Here is a 20,191-nt window from a genome sequence, read left to right on the forward strand (position 1 = left end):
CGACGGATGGATCGAGGATTACAACGAAATCCATCCACATTCAGCGCTGAAGATGGCTTCCCCAAGGGAGTTCATCAACGCTTCATCTCAATAGCTGACCTGTCCGGCGAAACGGGGAGCACTCCAATCCCCTTGATATCATAAGGCATGCCAACAGACCTGTGTGGAGCGTAGCCGAATTCGCGAAGGAAATGGGACTGGACACGAAGCAGGAACAGAATCTTTACAGGCTCTTTGGCGACTTCGCGACGATACAAGAACTCCTGGCGAACAGCGTTCGCCCATCCCGGGTGCGATAGAGGCTCATAGCTCAAAGCGCGGTCGCTTTCCAGGAACCTAACAAGCCCGCCAGGGGTTTCTGTGTGTTCAGTTCGCCCTAAAGGACCTCCAATGACCAATTATAGCAGTTCTATCCAGGCCGGCGATCACACCGTGCTCGGGGCTAATCCCGACGACGGCGGGGTTAACTTTGCACTCTTTAGCGCCCACGCGGAAAGGGTGGAATTATGCCTGTTTTCTGACGATGGAACTGAGATCGAACGCATTGACCTGCCCGAGAATACCAACGAGATCTGGCATGGTTTTATCCCTGGACTAAAACCGGGTGCTTTGTACGGCTATCGTGTGCACGGTCCATATGACCCCGAAAATGGACACCGGTTCAATCCAAACAAACTTCTTGTAGACCCTTATGCGCGCGAGCTTGTTGGAGAAATAAAGTGGGGCCAGGCTCAATTTGCTTATCGAATGGACGATGAGGAAAAGGACCTTGCATTCGACGAGACCGACAGTGCCCCTTCGATGCCCAAATGCCGTGTCGTAGATCCTGTCCAATTCGACAGAGGAAAAGAACCCGGACCAATGATACCCTGGTCTGAAACGATTTTCTACGAAACACATGTCAAGGGCTTCACCCAGTTGCATCCGGCGGTTCCGGCGGAGCTTCGAGGAACGTTTGAAGGCTTGGCTCATAAAGACGTTGTGTCATATGTCAAAAGTCTCGGCATTACATCGATCGAGCTCTTGCCCATTCACTGGTTTCCCGACGATTCTCACTTGCTCGACAAGGGACTGAAAAACTACTGGGGCTACAACACACTCGGCTTTTTTGCGCCAGCATCGCGCTATTATGGACCTCGAGGGCTTGCCGGTTTGCGTGACATGATCCGGACCTTCCATGATGCCAACATTGAGGTCATCCTCGACGTCGTCTACAATCATACTGCTGAAGGAAATGAGCTTGGCCCCACCCTTTCATTCAAGGGTATCGACAATTTCTCATACTATCGCACCCTCCCGGGACAGGCGCGCTACTACATAAACGACACCGGCACCGGCAATACCGTCAACACCTCCCATCCGCGCGTTCTGCAAATGGTGACGGACTCGCTTCGATATTGGGCTCAGAGCATGCATGTCGACGGTTTTCGCTTCGACCTTGGAACGATTCTGGGGCGGGAACCGAAGGGCTTCGACCAGCGCAGCGGCTTTTTTGACGCCATCGGGCAGGACCCGATTCTTGCTAAAATGAAGCTCGTGGGAGAACCATGGGATATCGGCCCTGGCGGCTACCAGGTCGGCGGATTTCCTCCCGGATGGGCGGAGTGGAACGATAAGTACCGCGATACTCTTCGCGACTACTGGAAAGATGAGGACGGGACGATGCAGGAGTTCGCCGCTCGTATCTTGGGATCGGGCGACATCTATGATTTGCGCGGCCGCCGACCCTGGGCGAGCGTCAATTTCATCACTGCCCATGATGGTTTTACACTCAATGATCTCGTTTCCTATAATGAAAAGCATAACGAGGCGAACGGCGAAGACAACCAGGATGGCCATGACGACAATAGAAGCTTCAATTACGGGGCTGAAGGCCCGACTGACGACGAAGCTATCAATGCGGCTCGTGACCGGCAAAAAAGAAACTTCCTGGCAAGCCTCTTCCTTTCTCACGGTACACCCATGCTGCTTGCTGGCGACGAATTCGGGCGCAGCCAAATGGGCAATAACAATGGATACTGCCAGGACAGCGATCTGAGTTGGGTCCATTGGGACAACCTGCCACCAAGCGCCGAACAGCTTCGGGAATTTACCAGGCGCCTGATCGCGCTTCGCCAGGAACACTCAATCTTCAGGCGAGGAAGCTGGCGAGACGGCATGCATCTCACCTGGCTTAATCCGACCGGAGGTGTACAAAGTGAGGAGCACTGGTCGGATCCGGGCAGTACAACAATTGGCCTGAGGTTGTCGCAACCCAACGGCTCCGCAGACGAAATGACAGACGTTTTGCTGCTGTTTAACCCACACGATGGCGACGTTCCCTTCTCACTTCCCGACGACACGGCGTGGACGTTGCTTGTGTCGACGGCAGATCCGACCGCCAAAGAGGGATCCATTACCGCCGAGGAATACAAGCTGCCCTCTCGCAGCCTGGTCCTCTTGCGGGCGGGACAATAGCTGGCCGGACGCACTGGCATCTTAACGCGCAAGGAGGACGACCTTGAGCAACTTTACCTTCGGTCCCGTTCCAACCAAGAACGGTACGCAGTTTCGGCTATGGGCGCCTTTCAAGAGCAATGTAAAGCTTAGGCTTCATGGGAAGGGCGAGTATCCAATGGCGCGGTCGCCGACAGGCTGGCACCAGTACACGGCCCCGGGTGCGCGACCGGGCTCTCGTTATAGTTTTGTTCTGGATGACGGTCTCGTCGTGCCAGACCCCGCGTCGAGGTATCAGCCAAATGACGTTCACGGGCCAAGCGAGGTCGTTGATCTCAGCGGTTTTCGCTGGAAGAAGCACGATTGGAAAGGCCGACCCTGGGAAGAGATTGTCATCTATGAACTACACCTTGGCGCCTTCACAAAGGCTGGAGGATATGTCGCGGCTCTCGATCGCCTGGATCATCTCAAGCGGCTTGGCGTGACAGCCATCCAGATCATGCCAATAGCAGACTTTCCAGGCCGGTGGGGATGGGGTTATGACGGCGTGCTTCCCTACGCGCCCGATAGCTCTTACGGCCGGCCTGAACAACTGCAGATGCTTGTCGACGCGGCGCATGAGCGCAATATTTGCGTCTTCCTCGACGTTGTTTACAATCATTTCGGCCCTGACGGCAATTACATGGCTGCCTATGCCCCTCTTTTCACCGATAGCCATAAGACACCCTGGGGAAACGGCATCAACTATGATGACACAAGCAGCAGTCACGTGCGCCAGTTCATCATTGAGAACGCTGTTTACTGGATATCCGAGTTTAAACTGGATGGACTTCGTCTTGACGCAGTTCACGCAATTCATGATCGCAGCGCAAGCCATGTCCTACACGACCTTGCCGAGCGGCTCGCGAAAGCCGCCGGTGACAGAATGGTCCACCTTATCCTCGAGAACGAAGACAACGACAGCAGTCTTCTGACACGAGACACCAGGGGAAATGTCAATCTTTTTACCGCTCAATGGAACGACGACCTCCACCACGCTCTTCATGTCAAAGCAACGCGCGAAACATTCGGATACTACGCCGACTATGATGACGATAGGGCTGTCGGCAGAGCACTTGCAGAGGGTTTTGTCTTTCAGGGCCAAAAAATGCCGTATCGAGGCAAGGAACGTGGCAAGCCCAGTGCTGCTCTTCCTCCGACGGCGTTCGTGTCTTTCATCCAAAATCACGATCAAATCGGAAACAGGGCGCTGGGAGACCGCGCGCTAGCGTCCCTCCCGGTTGATATACGGCGAGCTGTTGCGGCTACTTACATGCTGTCACCGCAAATACCGATGCTCTTTATGGGAGAGGAATGGAATGCCAGCGAACCGTTCCCCTACTTTTGCGATTTCGAGGCGGATCTAAATGAAAAGGTGCGGCAAGGACGGCGCGAGGAACTCGCCCGACTTCCAGGGTTCGATACCGACGAGCTACCTGATCCCACCTCCCAAGCGACGTTCGAAGCGGCTAAACTCGACTGGACGCGCCTCGTGGAAACGTCGGCCGCCGAAAACCTTGCTTTCTACCAAAGCCTATTAGCCGTCAGGCGAGCGCGCATCATACCCTTGCTTAGAAAGATTGGGGCCCACAGTGGCTCCTTTATGAGCAGCGAGGAGGGGTTGGTTACGGTGACCTGGCGCCTTACCGATAACCGACACCTTCGCCTGGACTGCAATCTTTCGGACGGGACAATTCATACCGAAAGCGAGGAGCAAGGCGAAAGCATATTCCGGCTAGGCTTGATCTCTACGGGATCGATGGGACCCTGGTCGGTTTCATGGAGGATCTTGTCTTGATAATTCCAACGGGTACCTACCGACTACAGTTTCGCCAAGGCATGACTTTCGAACGGGCCGAAGGCCTTATCCCCTACCTTCGGGACCTTGGCGTCAGCCATTTGTATGCCTCCCCGATCATGACCGCGGTCGAAGGGTCGTCCCACGGCTATGACGTCACCAACTGTAACGAAATCGACCCCGCCTTGGGTGGCCGCACCGGCTTCGACCAGCTCTGCCGCAAGCTCGCCGAGGCCGGGCTGTCTTTGGTCGTCGACATTGTCCCGAATCACATGGCCGCGTCGACCGAGAATCCATGGTGGGCGGACGTCTTGAAGTTCGGAACGAGGAGTTCCTTTGCAACGTATTTCGATATTGATTGGAGTGAAAAGCTCACACTGCCTATCTTAGGCAAGCCATTCCTCGATGCAGTACAATCGGGCGAAATTCGCCTCATCCGGGATGAGCACGGCAATCCGAGCCTCTCCTACTTCGATACCATCCTTCCGCTTGCGCCAGGGTCAATTGATACCATTCCCGATCCGGAATCCATCTCGGGACTTGACGCCGTTCACAACCGCCAGCATTGGCAGCTCACCAACTGGAAGACGGCGTCTCGCCATCTCAGCTACCGCCGATTCTTCGAAGTTACCGGGCTGGTGGGCCTAAAGGTTGAAGAACCAGATGTTTTTGAGCAAAGCCACCGCCTCATCCTGGAACTCGTCGCCACCGGGCAGGTCCAAGGCATTCGTCTCGACCATATTGACGGTCTGGCTGATCCAGCAGGCTATCTCGCGAGACTGCGTCAGGCGGTCGGACCCGATGTGTATGTCGTAGCCGAGAAGATCCTCGGGCCAGGAGAGCAGATCCCCACCGAGTGGCCCATCCAGGGTACAACGGGCTATGAATTTATTACGGCCCTGTCCAATCTTTTCGTTGAACCGCGCGGATTTAGGATACTCCAATCCCGCTACCAGGAACTGAGCGCCCATTCGAGAGGTTTCGAGGACGAACTGCGCGCTGCAAAGGCGCTTATGATCGACCGAAACTTCGAAGGAGAAAAGAACGCTCTTGTCCGCATAGCTATGAAAGCATCGCATGGATTCGACCAAAAAAGTGTCGCTCGTGCAATCCGTGAGCTCCTAATCGCGTTTCCGGTTTACCGTACGTACGGCCAAGTTGGATCGTTGAACGCCGGCGACGCGACGATTCTGCGGCATGCAGTGGACAAGGCAAAGGTCCATTGCGACCCTCCGCAGGCCTTGGAGTGGCTCGCGGCTGTGCTGGAAGACGGGTCACAGGTTGAGCTGCGAAAGCGCTTCCAGCAACTGAGCGGTCCTATCATGGCCAAGGCAATGGAGGACACGCTCTTCTACCGCCACAATGCTAGTCTCGCGCTGAACGAAGTCGGAGGAGAGCCAAATCAGCCACCTGGAGGTCTTGACACCTTCCACGCCCTTATGGAGGCACGACTTCAAAGCCAGCCCAATGGACTGTCCGCGACGTCGACCCACGATACCAAGCGGGGTGAGGATGCCCGCGCTCGTCTATATGCGCTGAGCGAGGCGCCTGATGCGTGGTGTGAAGGGCTGAAGCGATGGAGCTCCATGAACCGGAAATTCAAGAGTGACGAGATCCCGGACCGAGAGCTGGAATGGATGCTCTACCAGGCTCTGGCGGGCTGCTGGCCGTGTGAGACACCATCAACGGACAAATTGGTGGATCGCTTTGTCGCGTATACGCAAAAGGCGCTTCGTGAGGCCAAGCTCTCGACGAATTGGAATGATCCCGACACCGTGTACGAGGATGCAGTCAAGAAATACGCGTCAGGGTTGAGCGGCCAGTCCCCTGAGTTTGCGAAGGATTTCAATGTAGTACTTCGTCCACTGATCGCCGCCGGTCACGTCAATAGTCTGTCGCAAACGCTGATAAAACTGACCGCACCAGGGATTCCGGACATCTATCAGGGCTCGGAACTAGGCGACTTCAGCCTGGTCGACCCCGACAACCGGCGACCGCTTGACATGCTGCGCCTGAAGTCAGCGCTCGACCGGCAGAAGTGGGAGCTGGAATTTGGCAATTTGAAACAACGTATCGTTCAAGTGGGACTGCGTCTGCGCCAGCAGTACCCTGACCTTTTTGGTCGGGGACGCTATTTGCCGCTTGCAGCCATGGGGAGAAGAAGCGGTCACGTCATAGCCTTTGCTCGGCTTGATCCAGGCGGTAACTTCGCTGTTACCGTTGCCTCCCGGTTCATGCTGGGCCAGATCGCAACCGGATCATACGCCGCCCCCAGCGATTTCTGGGACGACACCGCCCTTTCGCTTCCCCGGGGCCTTGATCATCCTGTTTGCGATATTATAGCCAGCCGCGCGCTGGACCCAGACCGGCTGATGGTCTCTGACGTACTGGCCTCGGGTCCAGTTGCTCTGATCGTCCGCGGTGGCACTCCAAAACCCTAGCAGGTAGAAATCACGAGACGAAAGAACTGCGAGGCGACGACTTCTATGGGTCATCATGGCGCCGCCTGATAGCCTTCCTCAGGATGGCAAGGTTTCGCCTCTCCTCGAGGGCCAGGCTTGCGTAACCTACCAACGCGAAAAGAAGCAGTCTTGCGCTGGGAATGAGAATCAACAGCAATCCAAGGATAATTAAGGTCGTCATTGACAACTCCCGTCTTGACGAAAGCAGAACATCAGACCCTGCCGAAAGTTTCCAACACGCGCAGTTTTTGGCCCCTTGATTCAAGCTGCCCCCGTCTCTGTGAAGTTACACGACTGCCTCACCGAGCGTGTCGGCGACATAAGCGCCCCGAGACCCCATAGGCAGCGGGGGTCCGGTTGTGGTGTCCTCAGCTGTTTGATGTTCCAACTCCGCGTTCAGCTCACCGCCAACAATAAGAATGACGATCGAAAGCCATGTCCACACTAGAAACCCGATCAGAGCTCCCAGCGTGCCGTAGGTCGCACTGTAGTTTGCGAAGTGATTGAGATAGAAAGAGAAACCGACAGACATTGCAAACCACGACAGGGTAACGACGACAGCGCCCCACGTCATCCACCGAAGCTTTGCCGGTTCCCGGCTTGGTCCGAAGCGATAGACTGCAGTGGTTGCCAAACCGGCCACGAGAAGGAGAAGCGGCCACCGAAGTAAAAGTGCGAGATGTTCCTTGAACTGATCCAGCCAGAGATAGGAAAGTGCAACAGGCATAATCGCAACCAGTCCTATCATGACTGCAGCAGCCAACATTGCGCATATTGTGAAACATAGGCCAAGAGCGTTAAGTTTGATAAGGCCCCGTTTTTCCTTCTCTTCGTAAGCAACGTTCATGGCGTCGAATATAGCCAGCGTGGCGCTATGAGTGCTCCATAGGGCAACCGCCAAGCCGACAAAAAAGGTAACTCCAAGCGTGGAGCTGCGCGTCTCCACAAGGCTTTTTATCCGCTCGGCGAGAAGATCGAAAGCGCCCGGGGGCAAAAGGCCTGAGAGCTCGCGCAGATGATCGGCCATGGTTGCAGGGTCTGCAATCAATCCATAGATCGCGACAAGAGCCGCAAGAGCAGGAAAGAGTGCAAGGAGGAGATAGAAAGTCACGCCACCGGCAATCAGTGTAACACGATCGTCGAGAACCTCATGGAACAATCGATAGCCGACATCGCGAAGCCCCTTCCAAGGAATTGCCTCGGGGACGGTAGCATTTCTCCCCCGTTCTTTATCGTCGTAGGTGGTCGAGTAGGCGCGATCATCAGCGTTTCTGCGCGAACCAAGCGCTACCAAGCCGAGTGCGCCCATATACAAGACCATGAGGGCAGTTGCATTCGTTCTCATTGGAAAGGCCTCGATCGCAGGTGTTAAACTGAAATCATAACGCCTATAGCAGCAAAAGGATGCAACGCGGCGGAACGTTCACCCTTTGCAGCGAACGGCCGAGATGGGCGTTGCAAGCAATGGTTAAGCTTCTTGAAGCGCCTCAATGTGTGGATGCAGATGTAGGAGAGTTAACGAGGACCGCCGCGGGTCCGGGATATCTGGAGATTAATTCAGCTACCAGTTCATCCTCGGTAAGGTGCCCTAAGTTGAACAGGTCGATTGCCGCACTGCAGAGCACTTCTGATGCTCTTTCGTCCGGTTTGACGTCAAAATATTTGTACCAACCCTGAACCGAGCGGGACAACATCACCATGTCAGAATCCTTAATGCTTCTGCCAAACATCGCCCAAACCCTTTAAATGACCATCGCAATCCTATCCGCCTTATATTAGACGTCAATAAATAACCTCTGTACAGTAAGGTACTTCCAGAAGAGCACGTATGTTAGAGGACGAATCCATAGACACCTTACCTCCGGCGAGCGCAGGTCCGTTCGGGAACAATCGCTGTGCGTTACGGTTAGACGGTCGATCAGTAGCAGGAGACAGGGCGGTCTTACCTTGGGGGGCTTTCGTTGAGAACTAGGGATCGGAACGACGCGCAGTCTTACCTGAAACTGCTGGCAGGAAAGCGAATTCTCATTGTTGAGGATGAGTTCTTCATCGCCGACGAGACACGCAAAGCGCTCGAGGCTGCCGGAGCCTACGTCATAGGACCGGCTCCATCTGTTGATATTGGCATGTCCATGATCGACGACGAGCAAATCGACGCGGCAATTTTAGACATCAGGCTGGAAGGCGAAACGGTTTTTCCGATCGCAGACCGTTTGCACAACGAGTCCGTCCCTTTCGTGTTCGCGACTGCCTATATTGATGCAAACATACCCGAAAAGTTCGGCGGGTACCATCTGTGCGAAAAGCCAACGGCGTTAGCAGAGATCGCTGCTGCCCTCTTCCTGCCCTCGAGAAAATTTCAATAGCGACGGTGCGATACCGTACGGTATCAAACTTCTCGGAACTTAACCGTTCAGCAACGCTTTTCCTCGCATGCGATTTGCGGGGACGAGATGATGACCGCAGGAAAATCAGCCGGATCGATAAATAGACAGATTGTCGAGGTAATCCCGGCTCTACGGGCCTTCGCCCGGACGTTTTATCAAAATCAGAACGACGCTGACGATTTGGTCCAGGAGACTCTTGTGCGGGCCCTGGCCCATCTTCACCATTTTCAGGAGGGTACGAGGCTCAAATCCTGGATGTTCACGATTATGCGAAACACGTTCTGCACGCGGTACCGGATAGCGCGCCGCGAAGCGGTGGGCACGGCCGAATGCATATCCTCACATGAGAGTGTACAGCCGGAACAGGAATGGAGGCTACGCGGCCACGAACTGGAAACTGCTTGCTCAAACCTACCTGAGAAGTACCGATCGGCGTTCGAGTTCATTTTCATCGATGGCCGCAGCTATGAAGAGGCTGCCGAGCACTTCCACTGTCCAATCGGTACGATCAAGAGCCGGGTTAACCGCGCGCGTCGCCATCTGATGATGGAACTGCAATAGTGCTTCCTTACTTCGGCGTCTAACTGACCACTGCGAACAAAGTCGATATCTGCGACGCCAACTGTTGCTGCGTGTAGGGCTTGCTCAACCGGGGCAGATTGATCCCAGCTCCCGGAGGGAGATCCGCATACCCTGTCGCTACCACTATCGGGAGCCCCGGACGGATCACAAGAATCTCTCTTGCGAGTTCGGCTCCGTTCATCTGAGGCATCGAATAGTCAGTTATCATTAGGTCGATCTTAACGTCGGATCTAGCGACAGCCAGCGCGTCGGACGGGGAATTCGCCTCGATGGGCATATGTCCGAGATCCTCAAGCATGTCGACCGTGCTCATCGCGATAAGCGCATCATCGTCGACGACGAGGATGGAAAGTGGCGTCGATGTTTTACAAGACTCCTGGCTCGGTGCCATAATAACCTCTTTGACTGTAACGCTGGTAGCAGGTAGCCAGAACTCTGCCGAAGTCCCCTCTCCCAGCTTGCTTGAAAGCCTGAGAGCGCCCCCCAGTTGCAACGCCAGACCATGTATCATGGAAAGTCCGAGGCCTGTTCCTTTTCCAAGTTCCTTCGTCGAGAAGAAGGGGTCGACCGCTCTTTGCAGCGTCGCCTCGTCCATACCCGTTCCAGAATCGCTGACGCTAAGACACACGTAGCATCCAGCCGGAAGTTCGTCGGCCGGGCGATAGTCCTCAAAGGAACGAAGACCTATAACCACAGTGCCGCCCTCTGGCATGGCATCGCGAGCGTTTACAGCCAGATTGAGGAGCGCAAGCTCCACCTGATTGGCATCTGCGAGAACAGGCGGGACAGTCCCCTCAAACTCAGTCCTGATATCGATGGTGGATCCTACAGAGCGCTTGAGAAGGTCGAGCATACCATCAACGAGAGCGGCAAGGTCAACTGGCCGCACTTCGAGTTCCTGCTGCCTTGCGAAAGCAAGAAGCCTTTGAGTCAGGGATGCCCCTCTTCGTGCACCGTCCATCGCACCGCGAATAAGCCGGACTGTCTTTGGATCTGAATCCACACGCTTTTCGGCGAGTTCCAGGTTGCCAAGAACAGCCATCAGCAAGTTGTTGAAGTCATGCGCGACGCCGCCGGTCAGTTGTCCGAGCGCCTCCAGCTTCTGCGATTGGCGCATCCGTTCCTCAGCCTTGGCGCGCTGCTCCGTTTCAGCAAGGAGCCGTTCGTGCGCCTCCCTCAGATCGCGCGTCCGTTCCTCAACCCGCTGCTCGAGCAAATCGTTTTCTGCCCTTAGCCGCTCTTCCAACACCTTCCGGGATGTAACATCCGAGGAAACGCCAACTATTCTTGCCGGCCGACCGTCGCGTTCGCGCACGAGTCTGCCGCGCATCTCAGCCCAATGCGGTGTCCCATCAGGCCATCGGTGCCTAAACTCGATCTCGAAGTCCAAACCGGAGGCCATAGTGTGGGCTACCGCGTCTTCCATGCGTTGGCGATCATCAAGTAGTATCCCCTCAACAAGGGAATGATAGCTCAGCTCGTCCTGAGGTTTTCGTCCAAACAACGCCTTGCAGACGTCAGAGGCGACAAGTGCAAACCCTGCAAGCTCGAGCTCCCAAGCGCCCAACCGACCGGCCAATAGGGCCGTTCGGAGACGAAGCTCGCTCTCGTTGAGCTCTTCAATGCTGGTCCGTGCCTCGTATTGTCGCAACCGTCCGCGGCGAGCCGTCTCAACGACGCTTACAAAAGTTGTCGGATGGAAGGGACGCTCGAGAAACGAGACGTTGCCAAGCAGCCTTACCAGTCTATCGGCGGTGGGATTCCGCTCCAAGCCCATGCTGCGCCGGGTCAGCACTATGAATGGAAGATCGGACCAGGATGGCTGGGTAGATGTCCAATCGTGGACTGGCCGCATATCATCAAGGCGAAGGCTCTCTTCGGTCACGATCGCGAAAAGCGTCACGTCCGACAATAGCTTTACGAATTCGTCTATGCTCGTTGCAGTTCGTGTTTCTATCCCCACCTCGGCAAGTAGAGTTTTTGCAACGTCAGCGTCACGTCCACCAGGCGTGTAGACCAATGCGAAGGGTATAGTTTCAGGAATTTTGTTTGCCCTCCTGCTCGTCGAGCAGCGGCTTGGCCTGCCCTAGAAATGTCGGAACCCCACGTAGAACGCCTTGGAATTCTCTCAACGGACCGCCGAGGCGAAGACCGGCACCCGAGATGGTGTACTCTCGGATCGTATCCTCGTGCGCACCGGTTCTCTTCTTGATCACGGACACAGCTCGCCGAACCTTCCCAAACGCTTCAAAATAACGCAACAGGAGAACAGTATCAGCAAGATAGGTTACGTCGACCGGTGCCTTCATGTCGCCGACCAGCCCATGCTGAGCGACCGTCAGGAACGTGCTGGCTCCCTGCCGGTTTAGGTACTGCAGTAGCTCGTGTATGTGCAGGACGAGGGAGTTTTCCTCCGGCATAGCCGCCTGGTAGCCGTTGACACTGTCTATGAAGACCGTCTTTGCCTGCGCGAAATCCACCCTTTCTCGAACGCGGTGCGCAAACTCACCTGGCGAGAGCTCTGCGGCATCGACCTGCTCTATGTGTAGCACGCCCGCTTCCCGCATGTCCTCAAGATCGATCCCAAGAGGCTTCAGGCGATTGAAGAGCAGACCTAGCTCCTCATCAAACACGAAAACCGCCGCCTTCTCTCCACGTTTGATGGCCGAGTCGACGAAGTTCATTCCAAAGAGGCTCTTGCCTGTTCCAGCAGGGCCGAGAATGAGGGTGCTTGAACCTTTTTCGATCCCTCCCCCTAAAAGCGCGTCAAGCTCCGAGTTGCCACTTCCGACGGCTTGTCGATCGAACTCGGAGCGATGCTCGACTGCGCGAAGGCGGGGAAAAACCGACACTCCGCCTGTTCGTATGGCGAAATCGTGATAGCCGCCGCGAAACGCTTGGCCGCGATATTTAATAACTCGCAAACGCCGTCGCTCCGCACCATAATCCGGTGCCAGCTCCTCTAGTCGCACAACCCCATGAACAACACTGTGGACTGTCTTATCCAGCACATCTGCCGTCAAATCGTCCAATAGCAGCACCGTCGCACCCTGATGAGCAAAATAATGCTTCAGCGCAAGAATCTGGCGCCTGTAACGCAATGACCCCTGAGCGAGCAACCTTATTTCAGAAAGGCTGTCGAGCACGACGCGGTCAGGCCTGACTTGTTCGAACATCTCGAAGATCATCTTTGTGGTTTCGCCGAGCTCGAGATCCGCCGAATAAAGAAGACTTTGTTGATGCGCGTCATCGAGAATACTTTCGGGGGGAACGAGTTCGAAGACTTTAATCGTCTCATCGATGGTCAGCCCATGAGAACCAGCCCCCTGCCGCAGCTCATGCTCCGTTTCCGACAGTGTAATGTATAGCCCCCTTTCCCCCTGCCGAGCTCCTTGCAAAAGAAACTGTAGTGCAATTGTCGTCTTGCCAGTTCCGGGACTTCCTTCAAGCAGGAAGACGTGGCCCCTTGAGAGCCCGCCGCCCAAAATTTCGTCGAGACCTTCGATACCAGTCTCGGCTTTATATTCAGCTGCCGTCACCATTATCCCTCGTCTTTTGCTCGTTTTTTAGATTTAGTGTCGATTGAGCAGAAGAAAAGCAGGCTCCCCAAGGAAGTTCTGCCGAAGCGCGAAGACGTGCGCTCTCGAAGTGATCGATGACGTTTCGGTTCGTCTCGACGAACCCTCAAACATCCTTACATGCATCAGCTCAAACTGCTGTTACCGCGTGACAGATGTGTGGCTGGAACTGTGGGTCGACCTCCCTTTCGAGGGGGGCGCGTGGCCAGTCAGTCAGGGCCTCGCCCCACCGAGGCGCTGCCTAGAGAATATCCAACGCGTCCGACTTGGAGGAGTGTCGACACCTGGCGAAGGGGCATCAAACCGGGCCGCCGGCCATGAGGGCTTGGCGATCCACGTCGTCGTCACGAGCTCCTCGTGCGGAGCATCGTTCAAATTCTGGAAGAGATCGAGTATCTTCTGCTCGTGCCCTCGATGGACTTTCAGTGTTGAAAAGACGCTTTCGCGCGGCCGAACAATCGGTTCCTCATCAGGTTGGTATGAATGGGTGCCAATTGCCGATGTTCTCCTCATATCGATTATCCCGAGATAGAATTGCTCAAACAGGGGGCATCTGGAACGCGAGTTGCAGATGATCACCAAGCCCTTTGCTGGATGCGCCTGCCCGGAATCTGGCCAGAAGGCATGGAAATTCTGCGACTCTGCACGCGGCTTACACTGAGCAAGCTTTTATACTCGCAATTCGGCGTCGTCCCCGGGATTGTCAGCGTGCGCAATCGGACAGGCCTAGAGAACTATGCAGGCGATGCCTACGGTGAGCCAGAGCGCCAGTATCGCCGACTGATTGACACGGGAAAAAGACATGCCCACGATTATCTCACCGCCGTCGAAGTGCCTGTATAAGGTGCGAGTGGGAGCGGAGCGCCCTGAATGCCGCTGAGTGACCTTCAGTAGTAAGCATTTGCAGATATAGGCGCGCCGCGTCATATCAAACCACCCCTATCACCCTATGCTCACGGACGCCTCAAGCCTTTCATTTCGCTCTTGCTTCGACGGCCACCGATCCCCCCGTAACGGTAAGTTCAAGGCCTGGCCACTCCCCACCGCCATCCATGGAAATCGCCCCGGAAACATGTCGGCGATTGTAGCAGACGCCTGAGCTGTGATGACGGGATGGTATCGCCAACCTTGTGGAACAGTGAGCATGGCGAAAGGGATCGAACGCGTGGCTTGAAGCGCCACTCCCATCCAGGCCCATACAAAACCAGAATGGCCTTGGCGCCTGCTCCACGGTGCCAAGTGATCTGCTCAGATGCCGGAAGCTTTGCACCTGAAACAGCTCTTGATACGTGTAACGGCGCCGCAAGACCTGCCAACGCCTGGAACATCTGCAAGCGTTGGCGGTTTGCGGTTAGCGGGCAAACAGGCGGAGGTACTAATGGTAGTGAAGCAGGATACCGGTCTAGAAGACGCGACTGACGACGCACGGGCCGAAGACACCCCTCGATCGGAAAGGCAGCGCCAAGAGCTCGCGGAAAATGCCATTTCCCAATCCTTCGGTCATGTGAAGGCCGAACGGGACCGGATCCGGCACCTCGCTTATCATTTCTGGGAAGAGGAGGGCCGCCCGCACGACAGGCACAACGAGCACTGGCTTCGAGCAGAACAAGAACTGGCCAAACAGACCAAGCAGTCGTTTGATGCTTGAGGCCTACTACTGAAAGATCCGGATCCTGTCGCGCCTTCTCTCACGCCTGCGGGACGCCCGTGCGAGTGCTTTCGAAACTTGCTCCGGAGTAAATGGCTTTGTAACCACATCGCAGGCGCCCTCAATTCCCGGACCAAGTTTTTCGGGCATTCCCGTGATATAGATGACTTCCAGTCCAAATCGGTCAATCAGCTTGCGTCCAAGTGCAGGCCCGGTCGGCCCATCCGCAAGCCGCAGATCAACCAACGCAATATCTGCCTTGGGGGCATAAGCAAGAGCCTGCTCCATGGTAGAAAGGGGGCCGACACTGCGGTGCCCCTCTCCTTCGGCGATGGATTGCAAATCCATCGCGATTAGGTATTCGTCTTCGACGATCATGACGTTCATTCTCTCCTCCGCAAAAGGTTATGTAGATCAGAATCTTCGAAAGACTCGCTGACTCAGTCGACTTATCCTCCTCGCCTTCGAAAGGAAGGTGACAGGTGATGGGTCACGCTAGTCTGTCAATAAGATCGAGGACGTAGGGGAGGCTTACTGGCGCCTTGGAACGCATGGTAACCTTTCCTGCTTTATTCACGAGAACGGCTTCAAACTCCTCCTGTGATGGGCCGTCCAGTTCGGACCGGAGCTCATCAGCACTTATATCGACAATTGTTTCCAGGCTGGAGAAAACGCCTCCACCGGCTACGCGTAACAGAGCAATACCGTGCGTCTCGAGCGCAACCTGCTGATTTGTCAATAACCGCTCCTGCTCTTCCGGTCGCTGATCGGCTGATCCTCCAAACACCACCAGAACATGACACTTGTGACGGAAGGAGCGAAGGCTCGGGGGCCCCTCGGTCGGCTCTTGAGGGACGCCAACAATTTCGCTTAGTAGTGATTTCAGCATGGCATTTCCCGTGTGGTCGGCGATTCCGTTTCGCACGAAGAGAAACCTTGAGGGACCGGCAAAGTTCCCGTCATAGCGTTCTTCTCTGAAGACCCTCGGATCTATGAGCTGCCAGTTTGACGTTGCTCACTATCATTACGGTAAAGCTCGTCTATGTCGCCTGACTTCACCGGCCTGGAAAGCAAATAGCCCTGTAATTCGTCACACCCCAGTTCCCGCAACCAAGCGCGTTGCTCGTCAGTCTCGATACCTTCGGCGGTCGTTTTCATGCCCTGAGCATGGGCGAGATGAATAATTGCCTGAACAATGGCCTCGTTGTTCGACAAGTCGGGTGATCCGCTGACAAAGCATCGGTCAATCTTGATGCGGTCGACCGCTACTTGCTGGAGGCGGCCAAAAGACGAAAATCCAGTGCCGAAGTCGTCAAGCGCGAACCGAACACCAAGCCTTCTCAAAGAATCAATATTGCGCTGGCAAGCCTGCTCATTTTCTAAAACGGTACTTTCTGTGATCTCGATTTCCAGTCTCGCAGGATTGAAGCTCGCACGTTCGAGCGCCGACGTGACGCGTAAAGCATATCCCGGGTCGCGCAACTCAAGGGCAGACGCGTTAACGGCGAGGGAGAGAGCCGGCCAACGGCTGGCTGCTGCAAGTGCCGTTGCCAGAACTAGTTCCCCGAGTTGCCCGATAATGCCCGCCTCCTCCGCAATGCCAATAAAAACATCGGGTTGCACAAACCCTTTTGTGGGATGGCGCCATCGGGTGAGCGCTTCCACCCCTATAAGACCGCCATCGGCGGCGGAAAAAATAGGCTGGTAATGAACCTCGATCTGGTCTCTCGACTTGAGGGCCGAACGCAGGTCGTACTCAAGCTCCCGTCGAGACTTGATCATTTCATCCATCTGAGAGCCAAAAATCGCATACCGATTTCGACCCGCTGCTTTCGCTTGATACAAAGCAATGTCGGCACGTCTCAAAACGTCCAACGTATCCGCAGCACCTGCGGAAAAGGCTACACCGATGCTCAACCCGATCACGATGGGCTGACCTTCGATCGTGAAAGGTTGGCGGATTGCGGAGATCAGCTTTTCTGCGAGCATTTCAATAGCCGTTGGCGTACACGGCGCAACGAGAATTGTGAATTCGTCGCCTCCTATGCGAGCGACCGTAACACCGCTTCCCGCCGTAGTTTTGAGGCGAGCGGCGACCTCGCGGATTAGCTGGTCGCCGATGGCGTGTCCCAATGTATCGTTGACCTTCTTGAAACGGTCGAGGTCGAGAAATAGTACGGCGCCTTCCGACCGAGCAAGTGTTCGTGCAACAATGGCATCAAAAGAGGCTCGGTTAGGGAGCCCGCTTAAGGCATCATGGTGCGCAAGGTGCATCAACCTGCCCTGACTCTCCTTCAGGCGGCGGGAACGGCGTTGCAAGGCAAGGACGAGACCGGCGGTGCCAACCAAAATGATTACGCCTCCAACCATCAAGGCGGGTTCGGTTGCGCGCAGGGCCGCCCTGCCTGGCGTGAAGGGGGCCCAGCTAAAGAAGCCAATCACATCGCCGGACTTTGACGTCACAGGCAGATAGCGCCGCCCCGGATCGTCCTCGCGATGCCACTCAAACCTCATATCAGTGAGCAAGTATTCACGCCCCATTGCGTCCGCAAAATCGCCGTCGAGATAACGAAGAGCGATGTGGATATATTGCGTGTCTGACCCTAAAGACAGTTGGCCGCTGTCGGAGACGATAGGTTTTATGCTCAAGATTGCAGGGCGCCCATTGATGCGAACGATGTCGGCTTCCCCGATACTCAAGGTGTGATCGTCCGTGCCTGTCGTGTCTCCCTCTGCGAGCCGCCTGCGCAGACTCTCAACCAACTTCGTCGCGGCGTCAGATACCCCACGGTATGCCTTCAGTTCGTCAGACTCATCATCTGAAAAACCGTAGATCAGTTGTCCATCAGGAGCGACGACAAAAGCGCCGTTATGGCCAAAATAGGAATGCATCCATCGCCCAAGATTGGCGTCGATCCACTCCTTGTCATGCTGGGCAACCTTTCTTACGGCGTCGTCCCATACCGTCGCACTCTCCTGATCATGCGCCACCGCATCTTTTGATTTACTAACGACAAGCTCAACAAGTCTGTCCTGCCGATGAACAGCCGAGAGATCTGATTGATTGGTTGCCCATATCATCGTCGCGTAGATGGTGCCGATGATGAGTGACGCGCAGAGAAGGGAAAGCGCCAGACTAAAAGCGAGCGAGGACTTCTTCAGGGGCATTGCAGATCCATTTCGGTGTTTCCAACGATGAGTGTATTGCCCTGCCCATTAAGATTGTGAAAATGTTCGAATGTACGCTTTCGTACCACTCTTGCTGCTCGTTCCTCCTCAACTTTCAAAAGCCCTCGAGAAAAGTAGGCGCCATGCTTCTTGTCCAACCAGCTGTGGCTTCGCCTCACCCGGGGCTAATATAGCACAACTTTGGCTATGTAGCGGCGGGCACACCAGTGACCGCGGGTTTGAAGCAAAGCTCGCCAACAATCATTGGGTTGGGTCCAAGGCGTGCGGCGAGGGCTGGCCCTCTACCCGATCCTCGTGCCACGACGGAAACGATCCTAACGCGACGACCGTCGCTATTGCAGCCAGAACCGCCGCCACGAACACATAGCGCATTTTCATTGTAGTTTCTCGCGTTGTACCAGATCGAACCAAAGGAGGCGAGAACCTCCACTGGGCCAAAAGTTTCCTTGGGAAAGAGAAGAAACGGCTGTCGATTCAACCCGGTTCTTTCCGCCGACAACTGTCTAGTCCCGGTCCAATTGTTTCGGATGCGTTTGATGGCGTGGCTGCCTGATCGCCGCTTGGCGCGCGGTAGGTGCTCTCGTCAATGATGCGAGCACCACGCTGTCGCGTAATATAACGCCAGATCCATTGGATGCTCACAAGCAGGCGTTTCTCGAGATTTATTAAAAGATAGACGTGAATGAAAGCCCACAGTATCCAAGCAAACCGCCCCTTCAACGTCCAGCTGCCGAAGTCGAAAACAGCAGCGTTGCGGCCAATCACGGCCGTATTGCCTCGATTTCGAAATTCGAACTTTTTCGTTACAGTTCCCTTGCGCAGCAGCCTTCCAAGATAAGTGCCCTGTTGCTTGGCGACCTGGGCCAGCCCTGGCAGCAAGTTACCGTCCAAGCCTCTCATCGCGGCCGTGTCTCCTAATGAGTAGATATCGGTGAATCCCTGGACGCGGAGGCAGTCGTTTACCGGAATGCGTCCGCCTGCCACTCCCTCCAAACCGAGCCACCGGTGTGCTTCAGATGCCTTCACACCGGCGCCCCAAACGATCGATGCTGCGGGAATGAATTCGCCATCTATCATCGCGCCTTCACTATTGATGTCGACAACGCGTGAACCGGTGCGGACCTCGACGCCAATCCTTTCCAGATAACCTGAGGCATACGCCGATAGGTGGTCGGGAAACGCGGCCAGGATGCGAGGACCAGCCTCCACAAGAAGCACCCTTAGATGGTCGGGTTGCAGATTCCTGAAATCTCGGCTGATCATGAAACGGCCAAGTTCAGAGATTGCACCAGCCATTTCGACCCCTGTTGGACCACCGCCGATAACAATGCTTGTCAGCAAAGCTTGTTTTTCGGAGGGTCTGGTCGCTCGTTCCGCCCGCTCGAATCCGAGAAGCAACCGGTGCCGGATTTCGCGCGCCTCGTGAATTGTCTTCAGCCCCGGCGCAACAGCCTGCCAATGGTCATTGCCGAAGTAATTGTACTGAGAACCTGTCGCAATCACAAGCTGATCATAGGAAACGGTCGCGCCATCCGCCAACTGGACGCTCTTCCCAGAAGGCTCCACATCGGTGACTTCGCCCATGATCATCTGGATGTTTTTGAACCGCGCAAGCGTCTTTCGAATTGGCTCGGCTATGTCGGCTGGAGACAAGGCCGCCGTTGCAACCTGATAGAGGAGAGGCTGGAACAGGTTATGGTTTCGGCGGTCAATCACAGTCACCTCTAGGTCCGCGTTTCCCAGCTCAAGAGCACATGCTAGCCCTCCAAAACCGCCACCGATGATGACCACATGACGGCGCTGGTAGGTGGAGCTCGGCAAACCTCTGCTCTGCATTCTTTCCATTTGCTTCTCCCGCGAATTGCTCAGAGCCTTTATCTTGCCTCGGTTTGCGCACCAACCAAGTTCATTCACACTTGTTCCGACGCCGACGGAACGGCGAAGGTATGGCGCACCCAGGGCGATGCGCTGTTCATCGGTCGCAGTTGAGGTTTGCCTAGGACAAGCTTAGCTCCAAGCAACGAAGCAACAGTGCGTCGGGCTGAGCGCCGACGACCAGATAAATCCAGACA

At 55.4% G+C, this 20,191-nt stretch carries 15 protein-coding genes and 2 pseudogenes; 8 read left to right on the top strand and 9 right to left on the bottom strand.

Annotated elements, in window-relative coordinates; all coding sequences use genetic code 11:
* The 4 genes from JNB88_RS27175 to treY all read left to right on the top strand — a co-directional run.
* Positions 1–94: integrase core domain-containing protein (locus JNB88_RS27175; protein WP_220355436.1), on the top strand; the 94-nt coding region annotated here is incomplete at its 5' end.
* A gap of 296 nt (positions 95–390) precedes the next feature.
* A complete protein-coding gene (gene glgX, locus JNB88_RS27180) occupies positions 391–2,457 on the top strand; it encodes a glycogen debranching protein GlgX (protein WP_220358165.1) in 2,067 nt (688 codons plus the stop codon).
* A gap of 43 nt (positions 2,458–2,500) precedes the next feature.
* Entirely contained in the window at positions 2,501–4,273 is a 1,773-nt protein-coding gene (treZ, locus tag JNB88_RS27185) for a malto-oligosyltrehalose trehalohydrolase (RefSeq protein WP_220358166.1), read from the top strand.
* Positions 4,270–6,714 carry a malto-oligosyltrehalose synthase gene (gene treY, locus JNB88_RS27190; RefSeq protein WP_220358167.1) on the top strand — a complete coding sequence of 815 codons (2,445 nt, stop codon included), beginning with the start codon at positions 4,270–4,272 and terminating at the stop codon, positions 6,712–6,714. The genes treZ and treY overlap by 4 nt, the downstream gene beginning before the upstream one ends.
* 307 nt (positions 6,715–7,021) lie before the next feature.
* Here treY and JNB88_RS27195 read toward each other — a convergent pair whose 3' ends face one another.
* Positions 7,022–8,080, bottom strand: a complete 1,059-nt coding sequence (locus JNB88_RS27195; RefSeq protein ID WP_220358168.1) for a YihY/virulence factor BrkB family protein — start codon at positions 8,078–8,080, stop codon at positions 7,022–7,024.
* Between the two features lie 616 nt (positions 8,081–8,696).
* Here JNB88_RS27195 and JNB88_RS27200 point away from each other — a divergent pair.
* A complete protein-coding gene (locus JNB88_RS27200) occupies positions 8,697–9,101 on the top strand; it encodes a response regulator (protein ID WP_222858155.1) in 405 nt (134 codons plus the stop codon).
* 90 nt (positions 9,102–9,191) lie between these two features.
* Positions 9,192–9,683: a sigma-70 family RNA polymerase sigma factor gene (locus JNB88_RS27205; protein WP_220358169.1), complete on the top strand. Its 492-nt coding sequence runs from the start codon at positions 9,192–9,194 to the stop codon at positions 9,681–9,683.
* 19 nt (positions 9,684–9,702) lie between these two features.
* Here the strand turns inward: JNB88_RS27205 and JNB88_RS33850 are convergent, their stop codons facing one another.
* The 3 genes and pseudogenes from JNB88_RS33850 to JNB88_RS27215 all read right to left on the bottom strand — a co-directional run bounded on the left by JNB88_RS33850 (position 9,703) and on the right by JNB88_RS27215 (position 13,246).
* A complete protein-coding gene (locus tag JNB88_RS33850) occupies positions 9,703–10,821 on the bottom strand; it encodes an ATP-binding protein (RefSeq protein WP_223217356.1) in 1,119 nt (372 codons plus the stop codon).
* Positions 10,822–10,947: 126 nt separating this feature from the next.
* Positions 10,948–11,559 (bottom strand): annotated as a pseudogene (locus JNB88_RS33855) (PAS domain-containing protein); the annotation flags it as partial.
* Between the two features lie 181 nt (positions 11,560–11,740).
* On the bottom strand, positions 11,741–13,246 hold the full coding sequence (locus JNB88_RS27215; protein WP_220358170.1) for an ATPase domain-containing protein: 1,506 nt from the start codon (positions 13,244–13,246) through the stop codon (positions 11,741–11,743).
* A 660-nt stretch (positions 13,247–13,906) separates the two neighbouring features.
* On the opposite strand from JNB88_RS27215, the gene JNB88_RS27220 reads away from it, so the two are divergent.
* On the top strand, positions 13,907–14,125 hold the full coding sequence (locus JNB88_RS27220) for a hypothetical protein (RefSeq protein ID WP_220358275.1): 219 nt from the start codon (positions 13,907–13,909) through the stop codon (positions 14,123–14,125).
* Positions 14,126–14,230: 105 nt separating this feature from the next.
* Here JNB88_RS27220 and JNB88_RS27225 read toward each other — a convergent pair.
* A pseudogene (locus JNB88_RS27225) lies at positions 14,231–14,530 on the bottom strand (LLM class flavin-dependent oxidoreductase); the annotation flags it as partial.
* A gap of 130 nt (positions 14,531–14,660) precedes the next feature.
* Between JNB88_RS27225 and JNB88_RS27230 the strand changes: the two are divergent.
* Positions 14,661–14,930 (top strand): DUF2934 domain-containing protein, encoded by a 270-nt coding sequence (locus JNB88_RS27230; RefSeq protein ID WP_220358172.1) that lies wholly within the window; start codon positions 14,661–14,663, stop codon positions 14,928–14,930.
* 6 nt (positions 14,931–14,936) lie between these two features.
* Here JNB88_RS27230 and JNB88_RS27235 read toward each other — a convergent pair whose 3' ends face one another.
* The 4 genes from JNB88_RS27235 to JNB88_RS27250 form a co-directional block, all read right to left on the bottom strand.
* Positions 14,937–15,317 (bottom strand): response regulator, encoded by a 381-nt coding sequence (locus JNB88_RS27235; RefSeq protein WP_220358173.1) that lies wholly within the window; start codon positions 15,315–15,317, stop codon positions 14,937–14,939.
* Positions 15,318–15,420: 103 nt separating this feature from the next.
* Positions 15,421–15,819 (bottom strand): DUF4174 domain-containing protein, encoded by a 399-nt coding sequence (locus JNB88_RS27240; protein ID WP_220358174.1) that lies wholly within the window; start codon positions 15,817–15,819, stop codon positions 15,421–15,423.
* A 101-nt stretch (positions 15,820–15,920) separates the two neighbouring features.
* Complete coding sequence (locus JNB88_RS27245) at positions 15,921–18,098, bottom strand: putative bifunctional diguanylate cyclase/phosphodiesterase (protein ID WP_220358175.1); 2,178 nt, start codon at positions 18,096–18,098, stop codon at positions 15,921–15,923.
* Positions 18,099–18,593: 495 nt separating this feature from the next.
* On the bottom strand, positions 18,594–19,964 hold the full coding sequence (locus JNB88_RS27250) for an NAD(P)/FAD-dependent oxidoreductase (protein ID WP_220358176.1): 1,371 nt from the start codon (positions 19,962–19,964) through the stop codon (positions 18,594–18,596).
* Positions 19,965–20,191: the final 227 nt, after the last annotated feature.

The organism is Rhizobium cauense (assembly GCF_019511525.1).
In the GTDB taxonomy this organism is placed as follows: domain Bacteria; phylum Pseudomonadota; class Alphaproteobacteria; order Rhizobiales; family Rhizobiaceae; genus Rhizobium; species Rhizobium cauense.